Annotated in this window: 20 protein-coding genes and 5 tRNA genes; all 25 read left to right on the forward strand. The window is 64.3% G+C overall.

What is annotated here, in order from left to right; all coding sequences use genetic code 11:
• The first annotated feature begins 7 nt into the window (after positions 1 to 7).
• A complete protein-coding gene (gene ispF, locus HF885_RS05410; protein ID WP_170103910.1) occupies positions 8 to 520 on the forward strand; it encodes a 2-C-methyl-D-erythritol 2,4-cyclodiphosphate synthase in 513 nt (170 codons plus the stop codon).
• Positions 521 to 613: 93 nt separating this feature from the next.
• Entirely contained in the window at positions 614 to 2,089 is a 1,476-nt protein-coding gene (cysS, locus tag HF885_RS05415; protein WP_170103911.1) for a cysteine--tRNA ligase, read from the forward strand.
• 7 nt (positions 2,090 to 2,096) lie between these two features.
• Positions 2,097 to 3,119: a 23S rRNA (guanosine(2251)-2'-O)-methyltransferase RlmB gene (rlmB, locus tag HF885_RS05420; protein ID WP_235927320.1), complete on the forward strand. Its 1,023-nt coding sequence runs from the start codon at positions 2,097 to 2,099 to the stop codon at positions 3,117 to 3,119.
• Between the two features lies 1 nt (position 3,120).
• Positions 3,121 to 3,666 carry an NYN domain-containing protein gene (locus HF885_RS05425; protein ID WP_170103912.1) on the forward strand — a complete coding sequence of 182 codons (546 nt, stop codon included), beginning with the start codon at positions 3,121 to 3,123 and terminating at the stop codon, positions 3,664 to 3,666.
• A 77-nt stretch (positions 3,667 to 3,743) separates the two neighbouring features.
• A tRNA-Thr gene (locus HF885_RS05430) sits at positions 3,744 to 3,818 on the forward strand.
• Positions 3,819 to 4,046: 228 nt separating this feature from the next.
• Positions 4,047 to 4,130: transfer RNA gene (locus HF885_RS05435), tRNA-Tyr, on the forward strand.
• Between the two features lie 6 nt (positions 4,131 to 4,136).
• Positions 4,137 to 4,212 (forward strand) — tRNA-Thr (locus HF885_RS05440).
• Positions 4,213 to 4,234: 22 nt separating this feature from the next.
• Positions 4,235 to 4,311, forward strand: a tRNA-Met gene (locus HF885_RS05445).
• Positions 4,312 to 4,411: 100 nt separating this feature from the next.
• Entirely contained in the window at positions 4,412 to 5,617 is a 1,206-nt protein-coding gene (tuf, locus tag HF885_RS05450) for an elongation factor Tu (RefSeq protein WP_090845484.1), read from the forward strand.
• A gap of 209 nt (positions 5,618 to 5,826) precedes the next feature.
• Positions 5,827 to 5,976 (forward strand): 50S ribosomal protein L33, encoded by a 150-nt coding sequence (rpmG, locus tag HF885_RS05455; RefSeq protein WP_090845486.1) that lies wholly within the window; start codon positions 5,827 to 5,829, stop codon positions 5,974 to 5,976.
• 14 nt (positions 5,977 to 5,990) lie between these two features.
• Positions 5,991 to 6,066, forward strand: a tRNA-Trp gene (locus HF885_RS05460).
• 63 nt (positions 6,067 to 6,129) lie between these two features.
• Positions 6,130 to 6,495, forward strand: a complete 366-nt coding sequence (secE, locus tag HF885_RS05465) for a preprotein translocase subunit SecE (protein WP_170103913.1) — start codon at positions 6,130 to 6,132, stop codon at positions 6,493 to 6,495.
• Between the two features lie 3 nt (positions 6,496 to 6,498).
• The gene (nusG, locus tag HF885_RS05470) at positions 6,499 to 7,056 is read left to right on the forward strand and encodes a transcription termination/antitermination protein NusG (protein WP_170103914.1); all 558 of its coding nucleotides are present in this window, start codon (positions 6,499 to 6,501) and stop codon (positions 7,054 to 7,056) included.
• An 86-nt stretch (positions 7,057 to 7,142) separates the two neighbouring features.
• Entirely contained in the window at positions 7,143 to 7,568 is a 426-nt protein-coding gene (gene rplK, locus HF885_RS05475) for a 50S ribosomal protein L11 (protein WP_090845492.1), read from the forward strand.
• 104 nt (positions 7,569 to 7,672) lie between these two features.
• Positions 7,673 to 8,380, forward strand: coding sequence for a 50S ribosomal protein L1 (rplA, locus tag HF885_RS05480; protein ID WP_170103915.1), 708 nt, complete (start codon positions 7,673 to 7,675; stop codon positions 8,378 to 8,380).
• A gap of 441 nt (positions 8,381 to 8,821) precedes the next feature.
• On the forward strand, positions 8,822 to 9,337 hold the full coding sequence (rplJ, locus tag HF885_RS05485) for a 50S ribosomal protein L10 (RefSeq protein ID WP_170103916.1): 516 nt from the start codon (positions 8,822 to 8,824) through the stop codon (positions 9,335 to 9,337).
• Positions 9,338 to 9,425: 88 nt separating this feature from the next.
• Entirely contained in the window at positions 9,426 to 9,803 is a 378-nt protein-coding gene (gene rplL, locus HF885_RS05490) for a 50S ribosomal protein L7/L12 (protein WP_090845498.1), read from the forward strand.
• 422 nt (positions 9,804 to 10,225) lie between these two features.
• Entirely contained in the window at positions 10,226 to 13,738 is a 3,513-nt protein-coding gene (locus HF885_RS05495) for a DNA-directed RNA polymerase subunit beta (protein WP_170103917.1), read from the forward strand.
• A gap of 5 nt (positions 13,739 to 13,743) precedes the next feature.
• Positions 13,744 to 18,186, forward strand: coding sequence for a DNA-directed RNA polymerase subunit beta' (locus HF885_RS05500; RefSeq protein WP_170103918.1), 4,443 nt, complete (start codon positions 13,744 to 13,746; stop codon positions 18,184 to 18,186).
• Positions 18,187 to 18,358: 172 nt separating this feature from the next.
• Positions 18,359 to 18,895, forward strand: a complete 537-nt coding sequence (locus HF885_RS05505; RefSeq protein WP_170103919.1) for an HdeD family acid-resistance protein — start codon at positions 18,359 to 18,361, stop codon at positions 18,893 to 18,895.
• A gap of 266 nt (positions 18,896 to 19,161) precedes the next feature.
• Positions 19,162 to 20,259, forward strand: coding sequence for a glycerol dehydrogenase (locus tag HF885_RS05510; RefSeq protein WP_170103920.1), 1,098 nt, complete (start codon positions 19,162 to 19,164; stop codon positions 20,257 to 20,259).
• Positions 20,260 to 20,515: 256 nt separating this feature from the next.
• Entirely contained in the window at positions 20,516 to 21,892 is a 1,377-nt protein-coding gene (locus HF885_RS05515; RefSeq protein ID WP_170103921.1) for an FAD-dependent oxidoreductase, read from the forward strand.
• Between the two features lie 235 nt (positions 21,893 to 22,127).
• The gene (locus tag HF885_RS05520; protein ID WP_170103922.1) at positions 22,128 to 22,496 is read left to right on the forward strand and encodes an ArsR/SmtB family transcription factor; all 369 of its coding nucleotides are present in this window, start codon (positions 22,128 to 22,130) and stop codon (positions 22,494 to 22,496) included.
• 364 nt (positions 22,497 to 22,860) lie between these two features.
• Positions 22,861 to 23,235 (forward strand): 30S ribosomal protein S12, encoded by a 375-nt coding sequence (gene rpsL, locus HF885_RS05525; protein ID WP_090845511.1) that lies wholly within the window; start codon positions 22,861 to 22,863, stop codon positions 23,233 to 23,235.
• Between the two features lie 47 nt (positions 23,236 to 23,282).
• Entirely contained in the window at positions 23,283 to 23,753 is a 471-nt protein-coding gene (rpsG, locus tag HF885_RS05530; protein WP_170103923.1) for a 30S ribosomal protein S7, read from the forward strand.
• Positions 23,754 to 23,771: the final 18 nt, after the last annotated feature.

Genomic DNA, 23,771 nt, shown 5'->3' on the forward strand with positions numbered 1-23,771 from the left:
GGGAGACGTGCTTCGCATAGGACACGGGTTCGACGTCCACCGCTTCGCGGAGGGACGCAGGTGCATCCTGGGCGGCGTGGACGTGCCGAGCCAGAGGGGGCTTCTGGGCCACTCCGACGCGGACGTCGTGACGCACGCCCTGATGGACGCCATACTGGGCGCGCTTCGCGCCGGCGACATAGGCCAGCTCTTTCCGGACGACGACCCCGCGTTCGAGGGGGCGGACTCCCTCGTGCTGCTCTCGCGCGTGATGGACGTGGTGCGCGAGCGCGGCGCGCGCGTGATGGACTGCGACTGCACCATCGCGGCGCAGGCGCCAAGGCTAGCGCCGTACCGCGACCAGATGAGGGGCAACCTCGCCCGCGCCATGGGCGTGGACGTGGGATGCGTGGGCATGAAGGCCACCACGACGGAGCGGCTGGGCTTCGTGGGCCGCGAGGAGGGCATCGCCGCGTGGGCCGTGGTGCTTCTGGACGACGGCCAGGGCGACGCCGCGGGCGCCGGGCGATGTAACGACTGAGGCGCCCGGGGCCGCGGCCCAGGCGCAAAGCGCTACAATGCCATGCCATGAACGCACGCGGGCCACGCCCGCTCACACCCAAGGAGAACCACGATGCTCGTATACAACTCCCAGACCCACAAGAAGGAAGAGTTCAGGCCCATCGACGAGGGCAAGGTCCGCATGTACGTGTGCGGCCCCACCGTGTACGACCAGATCCACATTGGCAACGCGCGCACGTTCCTGAGCTTCGACGTGATTCGCCGCTACCTGCAGTACAAGGGCTACGAGGTCACGTTTGCCCAGAACCTGACGGACGTGGACGACAAGATCATCAACCGCGCGAACGAGGAGGGCCGCACGGCCGCGGAGGTGGCGGAGGAGTACTCCAACGCCTTCATCGAGCAGATGCACCGCTTCGGCATCCTCGACCCGGACATCCGCCCGCGCGCCACGCGCGAGATCGAGGCCATGCAGCAGATGATCCTGGCCCTGATCGAGAAGGGCCACGCATACGCCGCCGACAACGGCGACGTGTACTTCTCGGTGAGGTCCGACCACAACTACGGGATCCTCTCCGGCCGCGACCTCGACCAGCTGCGCGCCGGCGAGCGCGTCGAGGTGAACGACCAGAAGCGCGACCCGTTCGACTTCGCCCTGTGGAAGGCCGCGAAGCCCGGCGAGCCCAGCTGGCCGAGCCCGTGGGGCGACGGCCGCCCCGGCTGGCACACGGAGTGCTGCGCCATGATCCACCGCTACCTGGGCACGCCCATCGACATCCACGGCGGCGGCCAGGACCTCGTCTTCCCGCACCACGAGAACGAGACCGCGCAGGCCATGTGCGCGTGGGGCCGCCCGCTTGCGAACGTGTGGATGCACACGGGCATGCTCCGCGTGAACGGCGAGAAGATGTCCAAGTCGCTTGGCAACTTCTTCACCCTGAAGGAGATCCTGGACAAGTACCCCGCGGACGCCGTGCGCCTGCTCATGCTGCAGACCCACTACCGCTCCGCGCTCGACTTCCAGACCGACCAGCTGGACGGCGCCGTCGGCACGCTGGAGCGCCTGCGCACCTGCGTGAAGAACCTGCGCTGGGCCGCTGACATGGCGCCGCAGGACGGCGAGCTCTCTGCCAACGACCGCGAGCTGGGCGCCGCCATCGACGCGGCCCACGACGAGTTCGTGCGCCAGATGGACGACGACTTCAACACCTCCGGCGGCCTCGCGGCCATCTTTGGCCTGGTGACCGCCGCGAACAAGTACCTCGCGGACGCCGGCAACGACGCGGCGACCGCGCCGGCGCTGCGTGCGGCCGACATGATCGTCGAGCTTTCCGACGTGCTGGGCATTAACCTCTCCCAGATCGGCGAGGGCGACCTTCCGCACGAGCTTGTGGACCTTGCGGCCGAGCACGCCGGCTACCAGGGAGACGACCCCGCGGTAGCCGCGAAGGCGCTGCTGGACGCGCGCCAGGCGGCCCGCGCCAAGAAGGAGTGGGCGACGGCGGACGCCATCCGCGACGGCATCGCCGCGCTGGGCCTTGTGGTGGAGGACACCGCAGCCGGCGCGCGCCTGACGAGGAAGGCGTAGGGGGCCCATGTCGAAGATGCAGCCGAGAAGCGCCGGGCGTCCCGACAGGGGCGGCGCGCGGGGCGCGGGCGGACGTGGATCCGCGCGTCCCGCGGGCGGTCGCGGGGAGCGCCGGGGGCCGAAGGCGGCCGCCAATGGCCGCGACCGGGCATCGCGCGGCCAGGGCCAGCGCGGGCCCGCCTCCCGCGACGACGCCCGCAGGGGCGGCCAGCACCGCCAGGGCCAGCGTCCCGCCCAGGGCCAGCGTCCCACGACGGACTTCATCGAGGGTCGCCGCGCGTGCGCGGAGGCCCTGGAGGGCGGGCTCCCGCTGAAGCGCGCGCTCGTGGCCATGGGCGGCGAGCAGGACCAGACGCTCGCCGGCCTCGTCCGCAGGCTGGAGGCGGCCGGCGTCCCGGTGGAGCGCGTGCCAAAGGGGCGGCTCGACGCCATCAGCTCGCACGGCGCCCACCAGGGCATCGTGGTGCAGACCCGTCCGTTCGCCTACGCGGAGCTCTCGGACGTCATCGCAAACGCGGGCGACGGCCACGCGCTCGTGGTTCTTCTCGACCACGTGACCGACGAGGGCAACTTCGGCGCGATCGTCCGCTCCGCGGAGGTCGTGGGCGCGGCCGGCGTCGTCATCGCGAAGGCGCGTGCGGCCGGCGTGGGCGTGGGCGCGTACAAGACGTCCGCCGGCGCGGTGCTGCACGTGCCCATAGCGCAGGTGCCAAACCTCGCGACCGCGATAGACGAGCTCAAGCGCGCCGGCTTCTGGGTGGCCGGCTCCACGGAGCACGCGACGCAGGACGTGTGGTCCGCGCCGCTTGAGGGAAGGCTGTGCCTGGTCATGGGCTCGGAGGGCTCCGGGATCTCGCAGCTGGTGCGCAGGAAGTGCGACTTCGAGTGCCGCCTGCCGCAGTGGGGCCGGGTGGAGTCGCTCAACGTGGCCCAGGCCGCCACGGTCATGTGCTACGAGTGGCTTCGTCGCGAGAGTGCTGCCGCGGCGGACGCGCCCGCAGGCGCCGCGACGCCGGTGGGGGAGCGCTAGCATGGCGCGGCCCGCGGAGCTTCTGGTGGTGGACGGCTACAACGTCATCCACAAGTCCCAGCGCTACATGTGCCTCGTGGATAAGCCGTCCGGCCGCCTGGGCGATACCGACCCGTTCGACCGCGCGCGCCAGCTGCTCATAGCAGACGTGGCTGCGTACGCGCAGGGCTGCTACGAGGCCGTCGTCGTGTTCGACGCCGCCGGCAACGTCTCGCCCGAGCGCCCGAACCTCACCGTCGCCGGCGTGCGCACGGTCTTCTCGCCCACGGGCGAGGACGCGGACAGCGTCATAGAGCGCCTGGTTACGGAGGCCCGCCACCACGTGCGCGCCGTCACGGTCATCACGTCCGACAACACCATCCGCGCCACGGTGGGCGGCGTGCCCGTCACGCGCGTGTCGAGCGACGTGCTCATCGCGGACGTGGGTGCCATCGTGGAGGACGTGCGCGCGGCGAACGAGGAGCGCAACCACCAGCACCTCACGCTGGAGGACAGGCTCGACCCCAAGACGCGCCAGAAGCTGGATAGGCTGCTCGGCCGCATCTAGGCGCCCGTGCCATCGCGACGCCGCCCTGCCAGCCGCACTCGACAACGTCCGGCCAAGGCGCTATGATGCTAGGACCCGCTGGCGTAGCTCAATGGTAGAGCCCTGGTTTTGTAAACCAGTTGTTGTAGGTTCGAGCCCTATCGCCAGCTCCAGAAAAAACAGCGCCAAAACCTTTTGCGGGTTTTGGCGCCTTTTTTATCCCAACGCAATGTTTCGAAGAGAAGAACGACATGCCCTACCTGCAATTATGTAGGAAATATGAGGGGGATACGCCCGGTTGGGTGGAATGAGTTGACAAGCTGGTCCGCGGGCCGTAGTATACTTTCCGCTTGCAAGGGAAGTCCTCGCGAACGAACGAGCAAGCAGCTTGAAAACGGAATGGGGATGTGGCACAGCGGCAACTGCGGCGGACTGTAAATCCGCTCCCTCTGGGTTCCTTGGTTCGAGTCCAAGCATCCCCACCATTCCAGGCCCGTGTAGCTCAGTCGGTAGAGCACTTCGTTGGTAACGAAGAGGTCACCGGTTCGAATCCGGTCGCGGGCTCCATGTTTCAAGTGCCACACACCATGCCGGTGTAGCTCAGCTGGTTAGAGCACGCGGCTCATACCCGCGATGTCACTGGTTCGAATCCAGTCACCGGTACCATGGCTTTAATGAGGCGCTTCGGCGCCTCTGAGCATAATTAGGCGTCGTTTTTAGTACCATGGAATAGCCCGCGAAGGTTGTTTCAAAAGGAGGATTGGCAATGGCCAAGGAGAAGTTCGACCGTTCTAAGCCACACGTAAACATCGGTACGATTGGTCACGTCGACCACGGTAAGACCACCCTTACCGCAGCCATCACCAAGGTTCTCTCCGAGACCGAGGGCTGCAAGGCTGACTACACCGCCTTCGAGAACATCGACAAGGCTCCCGAGGAGCGTCAGCGTGGTATTACCATTTCTGTCGCCCACGTCGAGTACGAGACCTGGGAGCGCCACTACGCGCACGTCGACTGCCCGGGCCACGCTGACTACGTCAAGAACATGATCTCCGGCGCTGCTCAGATGGATGGTGCCATCCTCGTCATCGCAGCGACCGACGGCCCCATGGCTCAGACTCGTGAGCACATCCTCCTCGCCCGTCAGGTTGGCGTTAAGTACATCGTCGTCTTCCTGAACAAGTGCGACATGGTCGACGACGAGGAGCTCATCGACCTCGTCGAGATGGAGACCCGCGACCTCCTGTCCGAGTACGGCTTCCCCGGAGACGACATCCCCATCATCCGTGGCTCCGCTCTCGGCGCCCTCAACGGCGAGCAGAAGTGGGTCGACTCCATCGTCGAGCTCATGCACACCGTTGACTCCTACATCCCGACCCCCGCTCGTGACAACGAGAAGCCGTTCCTGATGGCCATCGAGGACGTCATGACCATCTCCGGCCGTGGTACCGTCGTCACCGGCCGTGTCGAGCGTGGCGAGCTCAAGCTCAACGAGCCCGTCGAGATCGTCGGCATCAAGGACACCCAGACCTCCACTGCCACCGGCATCGAGATGTTCCGCAAGACCATGGACTTCTGCGAGGCTGGCGACAACGTCGGCATCCTGCTCCGTGGCATCAAGCGCGAGGACGTCGTCCGTGGCCAGGTTCTCTGCAAGCCCGGCTCCGTTACCCCTCACCACGAGTTCACCGGCGAGATCTACGTCCTCACCAAGGAGGAGGGTGGCCGTCACACCCCGTTCTTCTCCGGCTATCGTCCCCAGTTCTACTTCCGCACCACTGACGTGACTGGCGACATCACTGAGCTCACCGACTCCGATGGCAACAAGGTTGAGATGGCTATGCCTGGCGACCACATCACCATCCACTGCGACCTCATTCACCCGATCGCCATGGAGGAGGGCCTCCGCTTCGCTATCCGCGAGGGTGGCCACACCGTCGGCGACGGCCGTGTCTCCACGATCATTGCGTAGTATCTAGCTACACATAGTTCGTAGTTTTGGCCCGACGCCTCGTTTGGGGCGTCGGGCTGTTTTCTTCTGTCGTATACGCTGATATTTGATGGTTTTGTCGAGTCGACGAATGACAAACCCATCCAGTTGACAGACTGAACCATTGAATGGTAGCGTATACCATCGCCGACGCAGGGGTAGTCCCGTGGCGGTTATCTATAGGAGGATCAATGCGTACACTCGTTACCCTTGCATGCACTGAGTGCAAGCGTCGCAATTACACCACGAAGAAGAACAAGGCAAACACTCCGGATCGCATGGAGTTGAAGAAATATTGCCCGTGGTGCCACAAGCACACCCTTCACAGGGAGACCCGCTAAAATAAGGGTCATACAGGCCAGTAGCTCCAATGGTAGAGCGGCGGTCTCCAAAACCGTTTGTTGTGGGTTCGAGTCCTACCTGGCCTGCCAGATTACACCACCGGCTATCCCTTCTTGGGGTTAGCCGGTTTCTATGAATAGGGGTTTCGTTTCATGGCAAAGAAGGAGCGTCAGAGAAGAAGCGCACGCAAGGCCCGCTCCGCTGAGCGTGCCGCGCTCGAGGCCACCCGCGCCGCTTCCCAGTCCGGTTCGAAGGAACCGGCGAAGAAGGCTGACGCTTCGGTTGCCCAGGCCTCTACGAAGAAGTCCGAGAAGCCGGCGAAGAAGCCGGGTCGCATTCGTGGCTACTTCCGCGACGTGAAGGCAGAGATGCACCGCGTCGTCTGGCCTGACCGTAACGAGCTCAAGAGCTATTCGGTCGCGGTCATCGTCATGCTGGTCGTGTTTGGCGTGTGCGTGTGGCTTGTTGACACCGGATTCGTTGCCGTACTCGTAGGATTCACTGGACTGAGGGGATAGGACATGGCAAAGCGCTGGTATGTGGTCCACACCTACTCGGGCTACGAGAACAAGGTGAAGGGCGAGATCGAGCACCGTGCCGAGATCAACGGCATGCAGGACAAGATCGTCGACATTCAGATTCCGACCGAGGACGTCACCGAGATCAAGGACGGTGGCAAGCGCGAGACCAAGGAAGAGAAGGTCTTCCCGGGCTATGTGCTCGTTCGCATGGAGATGAACGACGACACGTGGACCCTCGTTCGCAACACTGAGGGTGTCACCGGCTTCCTCGGCCTAGACGGTAGCAAGCCCGCTCCGCTTCGTAGGTCTGAGTTCAACAAGATCATGCACCGCGGTGGAGGCAACTCGAACGGCTCCAAGCAGCAGAAGCACGTTACGACCACCACCAACATCGAGCCCGGCATGTCGGTCAAGGTCGTCTCTGGGCCGCTTGCGGACTTCGACGGCCAGGTGTCCGAGGTCAATGCCGAGGCGGGCAAGGTCAAGGTTATGCTCACGATCTTCGGCCGCGAGACGCCCGTCGAACTCACCCTCGACCAGATCACCATCATCGCTTAGCAACCAGTCGGTCCCGGTATCGGTGAGGATGGCTTCTCCGGGGTCGGTTGATATAGGAAACGCAAAACTCTGTCTAGGAGACCACAATGGCCAAGAAGGTTACCCACTTCATCAAGCTCCAGATTCCTGCTGGCGCAGCTAACCCCGCGCCTCCCGTCGGCCCTGCCCTCGGTGCCGCCCAGGTCAACATCATGCAGTTCTGCCAGGCGTTCAACGCGGCGACCTCCGACAAGAAGGGTGACATCATCCCTGTCGAGATCACCGTCTACGAGGACCGCACTTTCGACTTCGTGTGCAAGACCCCTCCCGCGGCCCAGCTGATCAAGAAGGAGCTCGGCCTCAAGAGCGGCTCTGGCGTTCCCCAGCGCGATAAGGTCGGCCAGCTCTCCCAGGAGCAGCTCACCAAGATCGCCGAGATTAAGATGCCGGACCTCAACGCGAACGACATCGAGGCCGCCAAGAAGATCGTCGCGGGCACCGCTCGCTCCATGGGCGTCACGATCGCCGAGTAGAAGGCTCTAAGCGCCCGGTGTCGCCGGGCGTGTCCGATAACGGTGGTGATCCACCAACTACGTGGGAGGGCCACGCCGCCCGCTAACCACACAGGAGGTAAGAAATGGCGAAGCACGGAAAGAACTACACCAACGCCACTGCCAAGTTCGACAAGGCAGAGGTCTACAGCCCGAAGAAGGCCATGGAGCTCGTGAAGGAGCTCTCCACCGCCAAGTTCGACGAGACCGTCGAGGCTTCCATTCGCCTGGGCGTCGACACCCGCAAGGCCGACCAGAACGTCCGTGGCTCCATCTCCCTGCCCAACGGCACTGGCAAGACCGTCCGCGTCGCCGTCTTCGCAGAGGGCGCCAAGGCCGACGAGGCCAAGGCTGCTGGCGCCGACATCGTCGGCTCCGACGACCTCGTTGAGGATGTCCAGAAGGGCAACATCAACTTCGATGCCGTCATCGCGACCCCCAACCTCATGGGCAAGGTCGGTCGTCTCGGCCGCATCCTCGGTCCCCGTGGCCTGATGCCGAACCCCAAGCTCGGCACCGTCACCATGGACGTCGAGAAGATGGTCAAGGAGCTCAAGGCCGGTCGTGTCGAGTACCGCGCCGACCGCTACGGCATCTGCCACGTCCCGATGGGCAAGGTCTCCTTCACCGTCGAGCAGCTGGTCGAGAACTACGCGGCTCTCTACACCGAGATTCTCCGCGTTAAGCCGTCCACGGCTAAGGGACGCTACGTCAAGTCCGTCTCCTTCTCTTCGACGATGGGCCCTGGCGTCAAGGTCGACTCCGCTGTCACCCGCGACTTCCTCGCCGAGTAGCAAGCTAGTCGCCTAGCGGTCGCTAGACAGAAGCAACGTACGAATGCCGGTTCGGGACTGCCCGGGCCGGCATTCTGCTCTTCTCGACCACGGTCCTTTCGGTGTGCGGGCGCGAAGCTATGACTGACGGTGGGGGCGGAAGCGATCGCATGCCCATGCACACAATGTGAAGACGAGAAGAACGCGTCGCCTTTGCTTGACGTCCGCCATGGGTGATGTAAAAATACTCTGTGCATGACGTTGGTCATGCAATTTTACATAGCACGTACCGCTGCCAAAGACAGCAGGTGCCCGCAAGGGCTCAAAGGGGTTATCCCGCCAGCCGAGGTGGTCTTGGAATAGCTTCTTAGACCCTGCTTTGGCTGCGCCAAGCGGGGTCTTTTTCGTGAAGGCCCGCCGCGTCGGCGGCATGTGCCTGATCGGATCAAGGAGGTGTATTTCATGCCCAACAGCAAGAACGTCGAGATGCTCGCCAAGGTCAAGGAGTCCATTGACAACTCCAAGGGTGTCTTCTTCATCGACTACCGCGGTCTTACCGTCAAGGAGACCCAGGAGCTTCGTCGCAAGCTCACCCAGGCCGGCGCTCACATGAAGGTCTACAAGAACAACATCGTGAAGATCGCTCTTGAGCAGGCCGAGATGCCCGTGGCTGACGTTGCAGGCACCGTCGCCTACGTCTTCTACGAGGACGACCCTGTCGCCGCTGCCAAGGTCATCAAGGAGGAGTCCAACTCCCTCAAGAAGATCGAGTGGCTCGGAGCCATCGCTGACGGCCAGTCCCTCTCTGCGGACGAGGCCAAGGCCTACGCGGAGCTGCCCTCTCGCGAGGAGCTCATGGCCAAGCTGGTTTACGTCATCGCAAGCCCGCTTTCCGGCATCGCTCAGGTTTGCGCTGGTCCCGCCAGGGGTCTTGCGACCGTCCTGGACGCCATCGCAGACCAGAAGAACGCCGCCTAGACAGGCGCTCTTCGAAAGCGCCATCGCACGTTGCACTACCAAGAATTCTATGGGCGCAGGAAGCGCCCACTAACAAAGGAGAATTGACATGGCTGTCACCAAGGATGAGATCATCGAGGCCCTCAAGGAGATGCCCGCCCTCGAGCTTTCCGAGCTCGTTCACGAGCTGGAGGACGTCTTCGGCGTCTCCGCCGCCGCTCCTGTCGCCGTCGCTGCTGCCGCTCCCGCGGCCGACGCTGCTCCCGCTGAGGAGAAGACCAACTTCGACGTCGAGCTGACCTCCTTCGGCTCCAACAAGATCGCCGTCATCAAGGTCGTCCGCGCCCTCACCTCCCTTGGCCTGAAGGAGGCCAAGGAGGCCGTCGAGTCCGCTCCTAAGGTCATCCTCGAGGGTGCCAAGAAGGAGGACGCCGAGGACGCCAAGAAGCAGCTCGAGGAGGCCGGCGCTACCGTTACCCTGAAGTAACGAACGCTCCTTCAGCACTTCGCACGTCTGGGGTCCGGACCGCAAGGTCCGGGCCCTTTTGCGTAGGACCGCCAATGCGAGAAGGGCTTGCGCAGCGCTCTTCGGACATCGTCTCTCTGGCTGATTGCGGGTCCGGCTGCCTTTCGGTACGGGCGCGCGACCGGGTTGATGGCGGACGAGAATCTATGGGCACTGGAAGATTTCTGTGCTGAATTTCGTCGTCCCGTCGGTTTGGAATGTAACAGCCCACAATCTGACCACAAATTCGAAATGCGTTTTCGCAGGTAGAAGCCTTGCTTTTCTCCCCTAATAAAAAGGGTCTCGAATGTCAAGACTTTTCATTGACCTGGAATTCCAACTTCGTTAAGTTATTAGATTGCGACAACTGCCGCTTTTTATCTCGTCGAAGGAGGAAGTGCCTGGTGCCTACCGCAAAGTCTTCCCAGCCCGCACAGGAGCAGCGCAAGCGCGTGAGCTTCAGCAAGATCCCTAGTGCGATGGAGTTGCCCAACCTCATTTCCGTACAGAAGGAGTCTTTCAACCGCTTCATGACCGAAGGCCTGGCCGAGTGCTTTGCCGAGTTTTCGCCCATCGAGAACTCCGCGAAGAACATGCAGGTCACCTTTGGTGAACACCAGTTTGGCGACGCGCCCGCGGACATTGCCGAGTGCCGCGCCAAGGACATGTCGTACCAGGCGCCGCTCTTCGTGGACGTGCGCTTCGTGAACACCGACACGGGCGAGATCAAGGAGCAGCTCGTCTTCATGGGCGACTTCCCCCTGATGACCGACCGCGGCACCTTCATCATCAACGGCACCGAGCGCGTCGTCGTCTCGCAGCTGGTCCGTTCGCCTGGCGTGTACTTCTCCGAGGAGCTGGACAACGGCGTGACCGTGCAGCACGTGCAGTTCATTCCTGCGCGTGGCGCATGGCTCGAGTTCGAGGTCGACAAGCACGGCCACCTGGTGGTCTCCATCGACCGCAAGCGTCGCCAGAGCGCGACCCTGCTGCTTCGTGCGCTCGGCATCGCCGAGAGCGACGACGAGATCATGAACCTGCTTGGCGACTCCGACGTGGTTCGTGCGACGCTTGAGCGCGACGTTGCCACGACTCGCGAGGACGCCCTTCTCGAGATCTACCGTCGCCAGCGCCCGGGCGAGCCCCCCACCGTCGACTCCGCGATGAAGCTGCTGGACGGCCTGTACTTCAACCACCAGCGCTACGACCTCGCTAGGGTCGGTCGCTACAAGATCAACAAGAAGCTTGGGCTGGACATCGACGCGCAGGAGAAGATCCTGACGCAGGAGGACATCGTGTGCGCGCTGAGGTACCTGCTCGCGCTGCACGAGGGCGACAACACCAAGAAGTTCGACGACATCGACCACTTTGGCAACCGTCGCGTCCGCACCGTTGGCGAGCTGGTGCAGAACCAGTTCCGCATCGGCATGAGCCGCATGGAGCGCGTCATCCGCGAGCGCATGGCCTCCCAGGACGCCGATGACATCACGCCGCAGTCCCTGATCAACATTCGTCCCATCGTGGCGGCCATCAAGGAGTTCTTCGGCTCTTCTCAGCTGTCCCAGTTCATGGACCAGTCCAACCCGCTTGCCGGCCTGACCCACAAGCGCCGTCTGTCCGCGCTTGGCCCTGGCGGCCTTGCCGGCCACAAGTCTGGCTCCAGCCGCCGCACGAACGTCCCGACTGCGGTCCGCGACGTCCACAACTCCCACTACGCGCGCATGTGCCCGATCGAGACGCCCGAAGGCCCGAACATCGGCCTCATCGGCTCGCTCGCGCTGTACGCGCACGTCAACGAGTATGGCTTCATCGAGGCGCCGTACCGTCGCGTCGTGGACGGCCGCGTCACGGACGACATCGACTGGATGACCGCCGACGAGGAGGAGAACCACGTCATCGCGCCGGCGAACACCCCCGTCGACCCGAGCACCGGCCACTTCGTCGCCGTCGACCCCGAGGGCAAGACCTACAAGCCCGAGACCGTCATCGCGCGTACGCGCAACTTCGACGGCTCGTTTGGCGCTCCCGCGTCCGTGCCCGTCGAGACCGTCGACTACATGGACGTCTCCCCGCGCCAGCTTCTCTCCGTCGCGGCGAACCTCATTCCGTTCCTGGAGCACGACGACGCAAAGCGTACCCTCATGGGCGCTAACATGCAGCGCCAGGCCGTGCCCCTGATCAAGCCGCACGCGCCGTACGTCGGCACCGGCCTCGAGCGCCGCGCCGCGCTCGACTCCGGCGAGCTCATCGTCGCGAAGCATTCCGGCACCGTTGTCGAGGTCGACGCGGCTCACGTGACCGTCGACACCGCGAACGGCCCCGAGCGCTTCGACCTGCCCAAGTACCAGCGCTCGAACCAGAGTACCTGCATCAACCACCGTCCCGTGGTCCACGTGGGCCAGAAGGTCGAGGCCGGCGAGCCCCTGACCGACGGCACGTCCATCGACCACGGCGAGCTTGCGCTTGGCACGAACCTGACCGTGGCGTACATGCCGTGGGAGGGCTACAACTACGAGGACGGCATCGTCGTCTCGGAGCGCGTTGTCCAGGACGACCTGCTCACCTCCATCAACATCTCCCGTCACGAGATCGACGCCCGCGACACGAAGCTCGGTCCCGAGGAGATCACGCGCGAGATCCCGAACCAGAGCGAGGACATGCTCGCGAACCTCGACGACGACGGCATCATTCGCATCGGCGCCGAGGTCGGCCCCGGCGACATCCTCGTCGGCAAGGTGACCCCGAAGGGCGAGCAGGCCCTTACCGCAGAGGAGCGCCTGCTCCGCGCGATCTTCGGTGCCAAGGCGCACGACGTTCGCGACACGTCCCTGAAGATGCCTCACGGCGCCTATGGCCGAGTCGTCGACGTGGTCCGCTTCAGCCGCGAGGCCGGTGACGACCTCCCGCCCGGAGTGAACGACCTTGTCCGCGTCTTCGTCGCGCAGCGCCGCAAGATCCAGCAGGGCGATAAGATTTCCGGCCGTCACGGCAACAAGGGCGTCGTCTGCAACGTACTGCCGGTCGAGGACATGCCCTACATGGCCGACGGCACGCCCGTCGACGTGCTTCTTGACCCGCTGGGCGTCCCCTCCCGTATGAACGTGGGACAGCTCATGGAGTGCCACCTCGGTTGGGCCGCGAGCCACGGCTGGGACGTCGTTTCCGCGGACTCCAAGGAGGTCGTGGACGGCCCGATGTACGTCTCGACGCCCGTCCTCGACGGCGCGACCGACGACGAGGTCCAGGAGGCCCTGCGCCGCACGAACATCAACATCATGAACAAGGCCCTGCGCACCTACGGCGAGCACCTCCGCAAGGAGTTCGTGCCCCAGCTGAACGAGATGGGCAAGACCACGCTGTATGACGGCCGCACCGGCGAGCCCTTCGAGAGCCCGATCACCGTCGGCACCTCGTACATCCTGAAGCTCGGCCACATGGTCGACGACAAGATCCACGCCCGTTCGACCGGCCCCTACAGCCTCGTCACGCAGCAGCCCCTGGGCGGCAAGGCCCAGTTCGGCGGCCAGCGCTTCGGCGAGATGGAGGTCTGGGCGCTGTACGCGTACGGCGCGGCCAACGTCCTCCACGAGCTCATGACCGTCAAGTCCGACGACACGAACGGCCGCGTCAAGACGTACGAGGCCATCGTCAAGGGCGAGAACGTCCCCAGGCCCGGCATCCCCGAGTCCTTCAAGGTCCTCGTCAAGGAGATTCGCTCCCTCGCGCTCAACATCGAGCCGATCTCCTACAAGAGGCCCGAGAAGGGCCCCAAGTCGCAGGAGGACGTCCAGGACGAGAACAGCGTGGACGTCTTCGCTGGCGCCGACAGCGCCGACGACCTGATCGGTGGCGTTGCCTCCGATTCCGAGAAGGGCTCCGAGGCCCTGATCGGCGACAATTCCGACGATAAGGAGTAGCGAACGTGGCAGATTTCGATACCACTGATTTCGACGCGATAAAGATCTCGCTCGCCTCCGCAGATGAGATTCGCAGCTGGTCGCACGGCGAGGTCAAGAAGCCCGAGACCATCAACTACCGCACCCTCAAGCCCGAGAAGGACGGTCTGTTCTGCGAGAAGATCTTCGGTCCCGTCAAGGACTGGGAGTGCGCTTGCGGCAAGTACAAGGGCATCCGCTTCAAGGGCATCGTCTGCGAGCGCTGCGGCGTCGAGGTCACGAGCGCCAAGGTGCGCCGCGAGCGCATGGGCCACATCGAGCTGGCCGCGCCCGTCTCGCACATCTGGTACTTCAAGAGCCCCGCGACCTTCCCCCTGGCGCGTCTGCTCGACATGAAGAGCAAGGATCTCGAGAAGGTCCTGTACTTCGCGAGCTACGTCATCACCTCCGTCGACGCCGAGGCCCGCGAGGCCGACGCGGACGACCTGAAGGAGGAGCTGGCCGCAGACCTCGAGGAGCTCGACGCAGAGCGCGACGACGAGATCGAGCGCCTCAAGGCGCAGGGCGACCCCGACGCCGCCGGCGAGTTCGGCGACGACGAGGTCCTCTCGGCCGACGAGGTCCGCATGGGCATCGCCGACCTCGAGGAGGAGTACGCGGAGGAGAAGAAGCTCCGCCAGGACGCCTTCGACAAGTTCATGCAGCTCGAGGAGCGCGAGCTCATCTCCGACGAGTCGCTCTTCACCGAGATGAAGCGCTACTACTCCATCTACTTCAAGGGCGGCATGGGCGCCGAGGCCATCCGCGACCTACTTCGCGGCATCGACCTGGGCGAGGAGGCCGAGCGCCTTCGTTCCATCGTCGCGTCCGACGATGCCCAGAAGCAGAAGAAGGAGCGCGCGGTCAAGCGCCTCGAGATCGTCGACGCCTTCCTGAAGGGCGGCAACGACCCCGCCAACATGATTCTGGACGTCATTCCGGTCATCCCGCCCGACCTGCGCCCCATGGTGCAGCTCGACGGCGGCCGTTTTGCGGCGTCCGACCTCAACGACCTCTACCGCCGCGTCATCAACCGCAACAACCGCCTCAAGCGCCTGCTTGATCTGGACGCTCCCGCGATCATCGTCAACAACGAGAAGCGCATGCTCCAGGAGTCGGTGGACGCCCTCTTCGACAACGGTCGCCGTGGTCGCCCGGTCACGGGCCGTGGCGGCAGGCCGCTCAAGTCCCTCGCCGAGTCCCTCAAGGGCAAGCAGGGCCGCTTCCGTCAGAACCTGCTGGGCAAGCGCGTCGACTACTCCGGCCGTTCGGTCATCGTCGTCGACCCGCGCCTGCAGCTCCACCAGTGCGGCCTCCCCTCCGCGATGGCGCTCGAGCTCTTCAAGCCGTTCGTCATGCGTCGCCTCGTCGAGCTCGGCAAGGTCGAGAACATCAAGGGCGCCAAGCGCGCCATCGACCGCGGCATGCCCGTGGTCTGGGACGTCCTGGACGAGGTCATCAAGGGCCGCCTGGTCCTGCTCAACCGCGCACCTACGCTGCACCGCCTGTCCATCCAGGCGTTCGAGCCGGTGCTCGTCGAGGGCAAGGCCATCCACCTGCACCCGCTCGTCTGCGCGCCGTTCAACGCAGACTTCGACGGCGACCAGATGTCCGTGCACGTGCCCCTGTCCACGCAGGCCCAGACCGAGGCCCGCGTCCTGATGCTCTCGAGCAACAACCTCCGCTCGCCGGCGTCGGGCAAGGTCCTCACCGTGCCGTCCCAGGACATGGTCTTCGGCGTGTACTTCCTCACCACCGAGAAGAACGACGACCAGCCCTCCATCCACACCTTCGCGAGCTTCGAGGACGCCCTCGCGGCGTTCGACAGCATGGGCGACCTCGACATCCAGGGCAAGATCACCGTCCGCGTCAAGCCGGAGCAGGCCAACGTCGTCGACGGCGACAAGCGCTACTTCCGCATCGTCGACGGCTGGGGCAAGTTCGAGGACCTCGACCTCACGAACGGCTCCGCGCGCTTCGAGACCACCATCGGCCGCGTCATCTTCAACAAGTGCCTGCCTGACGACTATCCGTTCATGAACTACAAGATGGTCAAGGGCGACATCTCCAAGCTCGTCAACGACTGCTGCGACCGCTACAGCACCGCGAAGGTCGAGCCGATCCTGGACGCCATCAAGGCGACCGGCTTCCACTACGCCACCCGCGCCGGCCTGACCATCTCCGTCTGGGACGCAACCATCCCGCAGGACAAGCCGCAGATCCTTGCGGAAGCGCAGGAGCGAGTCGACACCATCAACGAGTACTACGAGGACGGCTTCCTGTCCGAGCAGGAGCGCCACGTCGAGGTCGTCAACGCCTGGACGGAGTGCACCGACAAGCTCTCCGCCGAGATGCTCGCCGGCTTCAACGAGGACAACCCCATCTTCATGATGGCCGACTCCGGCGCCCGTGGCTCCAAGACCCAGCTGCGTCAGGTCGCAGGCATGCGTGGCCTCATGGCAGACATGTCCGGCGACACGATCGACCTCCCCATCAAGTCCAACTTCCGCGAGGGCCTCGAGCCGCTGGAGTACTTCATCTCCACGTACGGCGCCCGCAAGGGCCTCGTCGACACGGCGTCCCACACGTCCGATTCCGGCTACCTCACCCGTCGTCTCGTCGACGTCGCACAGGACGTCATCGTGCGCGAGGAGGACTGCGGAACGGACGAGGCCGTCACGTACGACATCATCAAGCCAGGCGAGACCGACGTCGACCTCGACCTCATCGGCCGCTGCACGCTGCACGACGTCGTGAACCCCACGACGGGCGAGGTCATCATCGCCGCGGGCGACTACGTCGAGTCCAAGGCGCAGCTCCAGCAGATGGTGGAGGCCGGCCTCAAGAAGGTCGAGCTCCGCGCCCTGCTCACCTGCAAGTCCAAGTACGGCGTCTGCCAGCGCTGCTATGGCTGGGACCTCTCCACGCGTCGTCCCGTCAACATCGGCACCTCCGTCGGCGTCATCGCCGCGCAGTCCATCGGCGAGCCGGGCACCCAGCTCACCATGCGTACGATTCACTCCGGCGGCGTCGCGGGCGCCGACGACATCACGCAGGGCCTCCCGACGGTCGCCCGCATGTTCGACGTCGTCGGCAACGTCAACGAGAAGATCCTCGGCCGTGAGGCGGACCTCGCTCCCTACTCCGGCATCCTCTCGATCACGCCCGAGCAGACCGAGTACCTCATCCGCATCCTCGATGCGGACGACCGCTCCAGGATCCTCGTCGAGTGGCGCGTCCCCGCGTCCGTGCGCTTCATGCCGGGCTTCGAGGACGGCGTCGAGGTTCGCGCCGGCGACCAGATCACGCGCGGCTTCGTCAACTTCCGCAAGCTCCGCAGCCTGACGGACATCGAGTCCACCATGCACACCTTCGTGAAGTCGGTCAAGGACGTCTACACGTCCCAGGGCGTCGACCTCAACGACAAGCACATCGAGGTCATCGCCCGACAGATGCTCCGTCGCGTCCAGGTTACCAACCCCGGCGACTCCACGTACCTCCTCGGCCAGTACGTCGACCGCTACGTGTTCGCGGACACCGTCCGCAACATCGCGCTTGCCGGCGGCACCCCGCCCGAGGCAGAGCCCGTCATCCTCGGCACCCTCAAGGTCGCGAGCTCCATCGACTCCTGGCTGTCCTCCGCGTCGTTCATCCGCACGGCTGGCGTCCTCACGGAGTCTGCCATCAAGGGCGAGGTCGACCACCTGCTCGACCTCAAGTCCAACGTCATCGTCGGCAAGAAGATTCCGGCGGGCACCGGCCTTCGCGCATACGACGACGTCAAGCTCACCTACCACGGCAAGCGCATCGACGGACCCACCTCGCCTATGGCGAAGTCGCTTCCCGAGTGGGCTCCCGAGGAGCTCAAGGGCATCGAGGAGCAGCTTCCCAAGCAGCTCGACTGGATCGGCGACGACTACGGCTACGGCGGCGTCTACTCCAAGAACGGCCGCACCCTGTCTTCCGAGGACGCGAAGCTCTACCTCTTCGACGACCTCGGCGTGTCGCAGCGCTGGACCAACAAGTTCAGCGAGGTCGGCATCGAGACCGTGGGCGACCTCATCGGCAAGACCGAGGACGACCTGCTCCGCATCGACGGCATCGGCGCCAAGGCGATCGAGGAGCTTCGCGACGGCCTCGAGGCCCGCAACCTCCTCTACATCCTCGAGCCCGACGAGGACGAGGCGGACAGCGAGGACCTCTCCCAGCTGCTCAACATGGTCTTCTCGCCCGACGCTGACAGCGACATCATGCTCGGCACGGCCGCACCGTCCAAGCACCAGTCCTTCGACGACGAGCTCATCGGCGGTTCCTCCAAAGACGAGCAGGAGGACAGCTCCGAGTCCCAGGTCATCAACGAGGACCTCGGTTCCCTCCACGACCTGCTTTCCCAGGTCGAGAAGAACGAGTCCTCCGACTCCGAGGAGTAACGCCTAGGCTCGCGCGGCACCCGCCCGCGACATAGTTGCCAGTCAGGCCCCCGGCTCAGCAAAGAGTCGGGGGCCTTTGTCATACCTGCGCGCAAATGGGTATCACTTGCCATAGGCAACGTTCGGCGGCGTGCCCGTGGCGCGCCGCGGGTCGCGAAGGGGTGGTGTCGTTATGGAAGTCAAGTTCACGCGCTCTAAGTGGGGGACCATCCTCTGGGGCGTCGCCAGCGCCGTGCTGGGCATTTTCATGTTCGTCAACCCGGGCGCCACGGCAAAGGGCGTCACGGTCTTCTTCGGCTGGGTGCTCACCATCGCGGGCGTGATCGCGCTCATCGGGTCGTTCACGCACTGGAGCATCGTCCTCTCCACGCTGGACCTCTATGCCGGAGCCCTTTCGCTCCTGTTCGGCATGCTCATCCTGGCGTGGCCGGAGTTCTTCGTCGCGTTCATCTTCGTGATGCTCGGCCTCTATGTCATCGCGGCCGGCTTCTCGACTCTCGCGGGGTCGAACGCCCTGCGGATACTGGGGGTAAAGGGCTCGGGCGCCGGCATAGCGCTCTCGGTCCTCTCCGTGATCCTTGGCATCCTCGTCATCATGTCGCCGTTCGCCATGGCGAGCTTCGCCATGTCCGTTGGTGGCATCGCGCTCATCTACACGGGCCTGGTGCACATAGCGCAGGGCATCAAGATGCCGGGCAAGGGCAACTAGAGCCGCACGCCGAACGCCTTGGCTCTGGGGCCGCGGCGTCCGCGAGGGTCGCCGCACGGATGGCTCTACCATGGGGGTACCGGCCGTCGCCGGCGCCCCCTTTTTCAGGACGACCATCATGCGCCGTGGCATCACACAATTCCGTGAGTGGTTCCCACGCGACGGTCCTTCGTATCGATAATGGGTAAGAAACATAATGTCATAGGTCCACTGAGCCTTATGCGAAGGGCGGACCGCGTATACACACTCTGTCGGAAGGATGAGTCATGGCACGCGTGTTCATCAGTCCCAGCAAGTACGTCCAGGGTCCCGGGGAGTTGGCCAAGCTTGGCAGCTACGTGGCAAACTACGGCAAGAAGGCCCTGGTCGTCATTTCCGCGGGCGGCATCCGTCGCTCCTGTGACGTGGTGAGGAAGAGCTTTGCCGATGCCAATGTCGCGTTTGACTTCGACGAGTTCAACGGCGAGTGCTCGCAGGACGAGATCGACCGTCTTGTGGGCGACGCGCGCGAGAAGGGCGCGGACGTCGTCGTAGGCATTGGCGGCGGCAAGATCTTCGACACTGCGAAGGCCGTCGCAAACGCCGTGGACGCTCCCGTGATTGTGGTCCCGACGATCGCCGCGACCGATGCGCCGTGCTCCGCGCTCTCCGTCGTCTATACGGATGACGGCCAGTTCAAGGAGTACCAGTTCTTCAAGGCGAACCCGAACTTGGTGCTCATGGACACCGACGTCATCAGCAAGAGTCCCGTGCGTCTGACCGTGAGCGGCATGGGCGACGCGCTGGCCACGTACTTCGAGGCGCGTGCGTGCAAGCGCTCCGACGCCACCACCTGCGCCGGCGACAAGGTGACCTCCGCGGCCATGGCCCTCGCGCGCCTGTGCTACGACACGCTGATGTCCGACGGCGTCAAGGCGAAGATCGCGCTGGAGGCCGGTGCGTGCACCGAGTCCGTCGAGAAGATCATCGAGGCCAACACGCTGCTATCCGGCCTTGGCTTCGAGTCGGCCGGCCTTGCTGCGGCGCACGCCATCCACAACGGCCTTACCGCGATGCCCGAGACGCACGCGTTCTACCACGGCGAGAAGGTTGCGTTTGGCACGCTGTCCCAGCTGGTGCTGGAGGATGCCGACGAGCTTCCCGAGGTGCTGGACTTCTGCGTGCAGCTGGGCCTGCCGGTCACGTTTGAGCAGCTCGGCGTTAAGGACGCGAGCTACGACCGCGTGCTTGAGGTGGCGAAGCTCGCGTGCGCGCCGAACGACACCCTGCACAACATGCCGTTCGAGGTGACGCCGGAGAAGGTCGCGAACGCGATGCTTGCGGCCGACGCGCTGGGCAGAAACGAGCTCGAGGCGTACGAGTAGCTTCGGGACCACGGTAGACCGCGGGATGCCACGGACGTGTGGCTGACCTAGGCCCCAGGTCGCCCGTTACAAAAGAACCCTCCCTGCCGCTTTGGCAGGGAGGGTTCTGTCGTACCATCCCAAATTCCTGGCAGGTCGGGAGCGTGGCGGAGTATACTTGTGTAGACATTATGTAATGTGACTAAATTAGTGTCTATACAGATGTTTTGGCATGACCTTGCGCATCGCGCCGGTCCGGGTCGGAAAGGGGAATCCGTTGGACAGGAACAGCAGAATCTGCATCGTTGGTGGAGGCCCCGCCGGGCTCTCGCTTGCCATGTACCTCGAGAAGAACGGGTTTGACGACTACACCATCTTCGAGCGCAGCGGGCGCGTGGGCGGCAAGGCGTTCAGCCCGCTCATGAAGGTGAAGAACCGCAAGGGCCAGTGGGAGGACCGCACCATCGAGATGGGCGCGGTCATGGGCTGCGACACGTACTTCGCCGTGCACGAGTGCGAGGAGTTTGGCCACACGTCCCACGCCGACGGTCCGCAGATGGGCCGTCGCTTCATGAACACGGACGGCACCCCCATCAAGGAGAGCAAGCTCGGGCTGCTCAAGAAGGTCATGAAGATGCGCAAGCTCAACCACCTGCTTGCGACCAAGTACAAGGGCTACGACGTCAACGGACACCGCGGCGTGGCACAGGGCCGCTACGAGGGACCATGTCCTTCTCCCAAGATGAAGCTGGCGCACATCGAGGGCGAGAACCCGAACCTGAAGGACCTGAGCATGCCGTTCAGCGAGTTCCTGAAGCTGAACGACTGCGAGGACGCCGAGCTCGTGTGGAAGGGGCCGTTCACGAGCTTTGGCTATGGCTACTTCGACGAGATTCCCGCCGCGTACGTCCTGAAGTACCTGGACGCATTCACCGTGAAGCAGTTCCTTTCCACCGGCAGGCTCTGGACGTGGAAGAACGGCACCAACTCGATCTGGACCGGCGTCAACAGCGCGCTGCGCCACCCGGCAAACCTCAACAGCGAGGTCACGGCCGTGCGTCGCACGGATGACCATGTGTACGTGCGCGTGAACGGCGGCGCGGAGCAGGAGTTTGACAAGCTGGTCATCTGCACGCCGCTCGAGATGTTCACGGCCTACGGTGACGCGACGGAGCAGGAGCGCGAGCTCTTTGGCAAGATCCAGCACAAGGAGTACTTCACCATGGCCGTGCGCACGGAGGAGGAGAAGAGCCCCGACATCAGCTACTACTACTTTGCCAACATGACGCCCGAGACCCGCGGCCACCTTATGGTGTTCTACCACCGCTGGCCGGACGCGGGCGCGCAGCCGCTGGTGACGTTCACGCTGCGCAACCACGAGGGTGCGGAGGACGTGCCGTTTGAGGAGGCGCGCGACACCACGCTTTCCGACATGGCGAAGTCGGGCCTGCCCGTCATGAAGACGGAGCGCATCGACGACTGGTACTACTTCCCGCATGTGAGCTCGGCGGACTACGCCGACGGCTGGTACGACAAGGTCGAGGCCCTGCAGGGCGAGCGCAACACGTACTTTGCGGGCGAGGTCATGTCGTTTGGCGACATGGAGGAGACCGCGGAGTACTCGCGCGACCTGGTGCGCCGCTTCTTCCACTAGCCTTGCGGCCATCTTGCGAATGGCCGTCGGGTGGCGCGCGAATCTCTGCCTGCGCCCGAGCCGCCTGCCGCGCGTGCGGCGGGCGGCTTTTGCGTGGCGCCGCGCGCCGCGAGGGGGCCGCGAGCCTCGCGGGTGCCCGCGCCGCTATACTAGGGTGATGCCCGCCCGACAGGCGTGGCCCGCCCAGAGGGGGCGGCCGCGCGGCGACGCCCGCGGGCAAGCCGAAAGGAGCCGCATGGCAGAGTCTCACGTGACGACAGACTGCGGGTGCAAGATCGCGGACGACGACACCCTGCGCGCGCACCTCGCCAACGACGACGTGGTCTACAGCGCGACGCAGATCTTCGACGCGCTTTCCGATTCCACGCGCTTCCAGATACTGGGCGTGCTAGTCCTGGGCGAGAAGAGCGTATCCGACCTGCAGGAAGTCTGCCATGTGTCCCAATCCGCCATTTCGCACCAGCTTAGGCTCCTGCGCGACCGCGGCCTTGTGAACGCGCGCCGCGACGGGCAGCGCATGATCTACTCGCTTGCGGACGAGCACGTGGAGCAGCTGCTGCGCGTGGGCCTGTCGCATGCAGCGGAGGACGCGCGGCCTGAGTAGGGCGACGGCGCTTGTCGCCGTGTGGCCGCGCTGCCGGCGCGGGCGTGTACGGAAGGGCCTGCCACGGGCGATGGGCGCGGTCCTTCTCGTCCGCCTGCGCTGTCGCCCCGAGCGAATGTGCACGGAGCGTGAAAAAGGGATACGCCCGGCACCGTGGCGTTTTGACATCTGCTGTTCAAGAGATTAAAGTTCTCCATTGCGTCAAATTGCGCTAGGAGTCTGTCTGTATCCGCTGCAGGGTGGCCTTCCAGGGTAAAGTCGCAGGTATCTGTCCCCAACAATCCGAGGTAGCGGTGCTGCGTTGCCTCTGATACATAGGTGCTCGCGCACCAAATTCCGTTTGATCCTATTAAGGAGAGAAGCTTTGCCTACTATCAACCAGCTCGTCCGTCAGGGTCGCGTCTCGCACAAGGCCAAGTCCAAGAACGCCGCCCTCCAGCACAACCCCCAGAAGCGTGGCGTCTGCACCCGCGTGTTTACCACGACCCCCAAGAAGCCTAACTCCGCGCTTCGTAAGGTCGCGCGTGTCCGCCTGGTCAACGGCATCGAGGTCACCGCTTACATCCCGGGCGAGGGTCACAACCTGCAGGAGCACTCCATCGTCCTGATCCGTGGCGGCCGTGTTCGCGACCTGCCTGGTGTCCGTTACAAGATCATTCGCGGCGCCTATGACTGCGCGGCAGTTCAGGACCGCAAGAAGGCTCGTTCCCGCTACGGCGCGAAGCGCCCCAAGAACTAGCCGCAAGGTCCCATCTGAATTAGCTACGAGTTTTTAGGAGATACAACATGCCGCGTCGTGCAGCAGCAGTCCGTCGTGAGGTCCAGCCGGACGCCGTTTACAACAACCGTCTCGTGACCCAGCTCATCAACAAGGTCCTCCTGGATGGCAAGAAGGCCACCGCCGAGCGCATCGTCTACGGTGCCTTCGACCTGGTCAAGGAGAAGACCGACGGCGATCCTCTGGCCACCTTCAAGAAGGCCATGGACAACGTCCGCCCGACCCTCGAGGTCAAGCCCAAGCGCGTTGGTGGCGCCACCTACCAGGTTCCTATGGAGGTCAACTCCCGTCGCGCGACGACCCTCGCCATCCGCTGGATCGTCAACTTCAGCCGCGCCCGCAAGGAGAAGACCATGGCGGAGCGCCTCGCCAACGAGATCATGGATGCGGCCAACGGCGTTGGCGCTTCCGTGAAGCGTCGTGAGGACCTCTTCAAGATGGCCGAGGCCAACCGCGCGTTCTCGCACTATCGCTTCTAGTCCAGGGGAGTAGCGACA

It is taken from the genome of Parafannyhessea umbonata (assembly GCF_012844235.1).
GTDB lineage: Bacteria > Actinomycetota > Coriobacteriia > Coriobacteriales > Atopobiaceae > Parafannyhessea.

Coding starts and splice junctions, on each gene's coding strand:
- cysS (WP_170103911.1), top strand. CDS start 614: ATGCTCGTATACAACTCCCAGACCCACAAGAAGGAAGAGTTCAGGCCC.
- rlmB (WP_235927320.1), top strand. CDS start 2,097: ATGTCGAAGATGCAGCCGAGAAGCGCCGGGCGTCCCGACAGGGGCGGC.
- HF885_RS05425 (WP_170103912.1), top strand. CDS start 3,121: ATGGCGCGGCCCGCGGAGCTTCTGGTGGTGGACGGCTACAACGTCATC.
- tuf (WP_090845484.1), top strand. CDS start 4,412: ATGGCCAAGGAGAAGTTCGACCGTTCTAAGCCACACGTAAACATCGGT.
- rpmG (WP_090845486.1), top strand. CDS start 5,827: ATGCGTACACTCGTTACCCTTGCATGCACTGAGTGCAAGCGTCGCAAT.
- secE (WP_170103913.1), top strand. CDS start 6,130: ATGGCAAAGAAGGAGCGTCAGAGAAGAAGCGCACGCAAGGCCCGCTCC.
- nusG (WP_170103914.1), top strand. CDS start 6,499: ATGGCAAAGCGCTGGTATGTGGTCCACACCTACTCGGGCTACGAGAAC.
- rplK (WP_090845492.1), top strand. CDS start 7,143: ATGGCCAAGAAGGTTACCCACTTCATCAAGCTCCAGATTCCTGCTGGC.
- rplA (WP_170103915.1), top strand. CDS start 7,673: ATGGCGAAGCACGGAAAGAACTACACCAACGCCACTGCCAAGTTCGAC.
- rplJ (WP_170103916.1), top strand. CDS start 8,822: ATGCCCAACAGCAAGAACGTCGAGATGCTCGCCAAGGTCAAGGAGTCC.
- rplL (WP_090845498.1), top strand. CDS start 9,426: ATGGCTGTCACCAAGGATGAGATCATCGAGGCCCTCAAGGAGATGCCC.
- HF885_RS05505 (WP_170103919.1), top strand. CDS start 18,359: ATGGAAGTCAAGTTCACGCGCTCTAAGTGGGGGACCATCCTCTGGGGC.
- HF885_RS05510 (WP_170103920.1), top strand. CDS start 19,162: ATGGCACGCGTGTTCATCAGTCCCAGCAAGTACGTCCAGGGTCCCGGG.
- HF885_RS05520 (WP_170103922.1), top strand. CDS start 22,128: ATGGCAGAGTCTCACGTGACGACAGACTGCGGGTGCAAGATCGCGGAC.
- rpsG (WP_170103923.1), top strand. CDS start 23,283: ATGCCGCGTCGTGCAGCAGCAGTCCGTCGTGAGGTCCAGCCGGACGCC.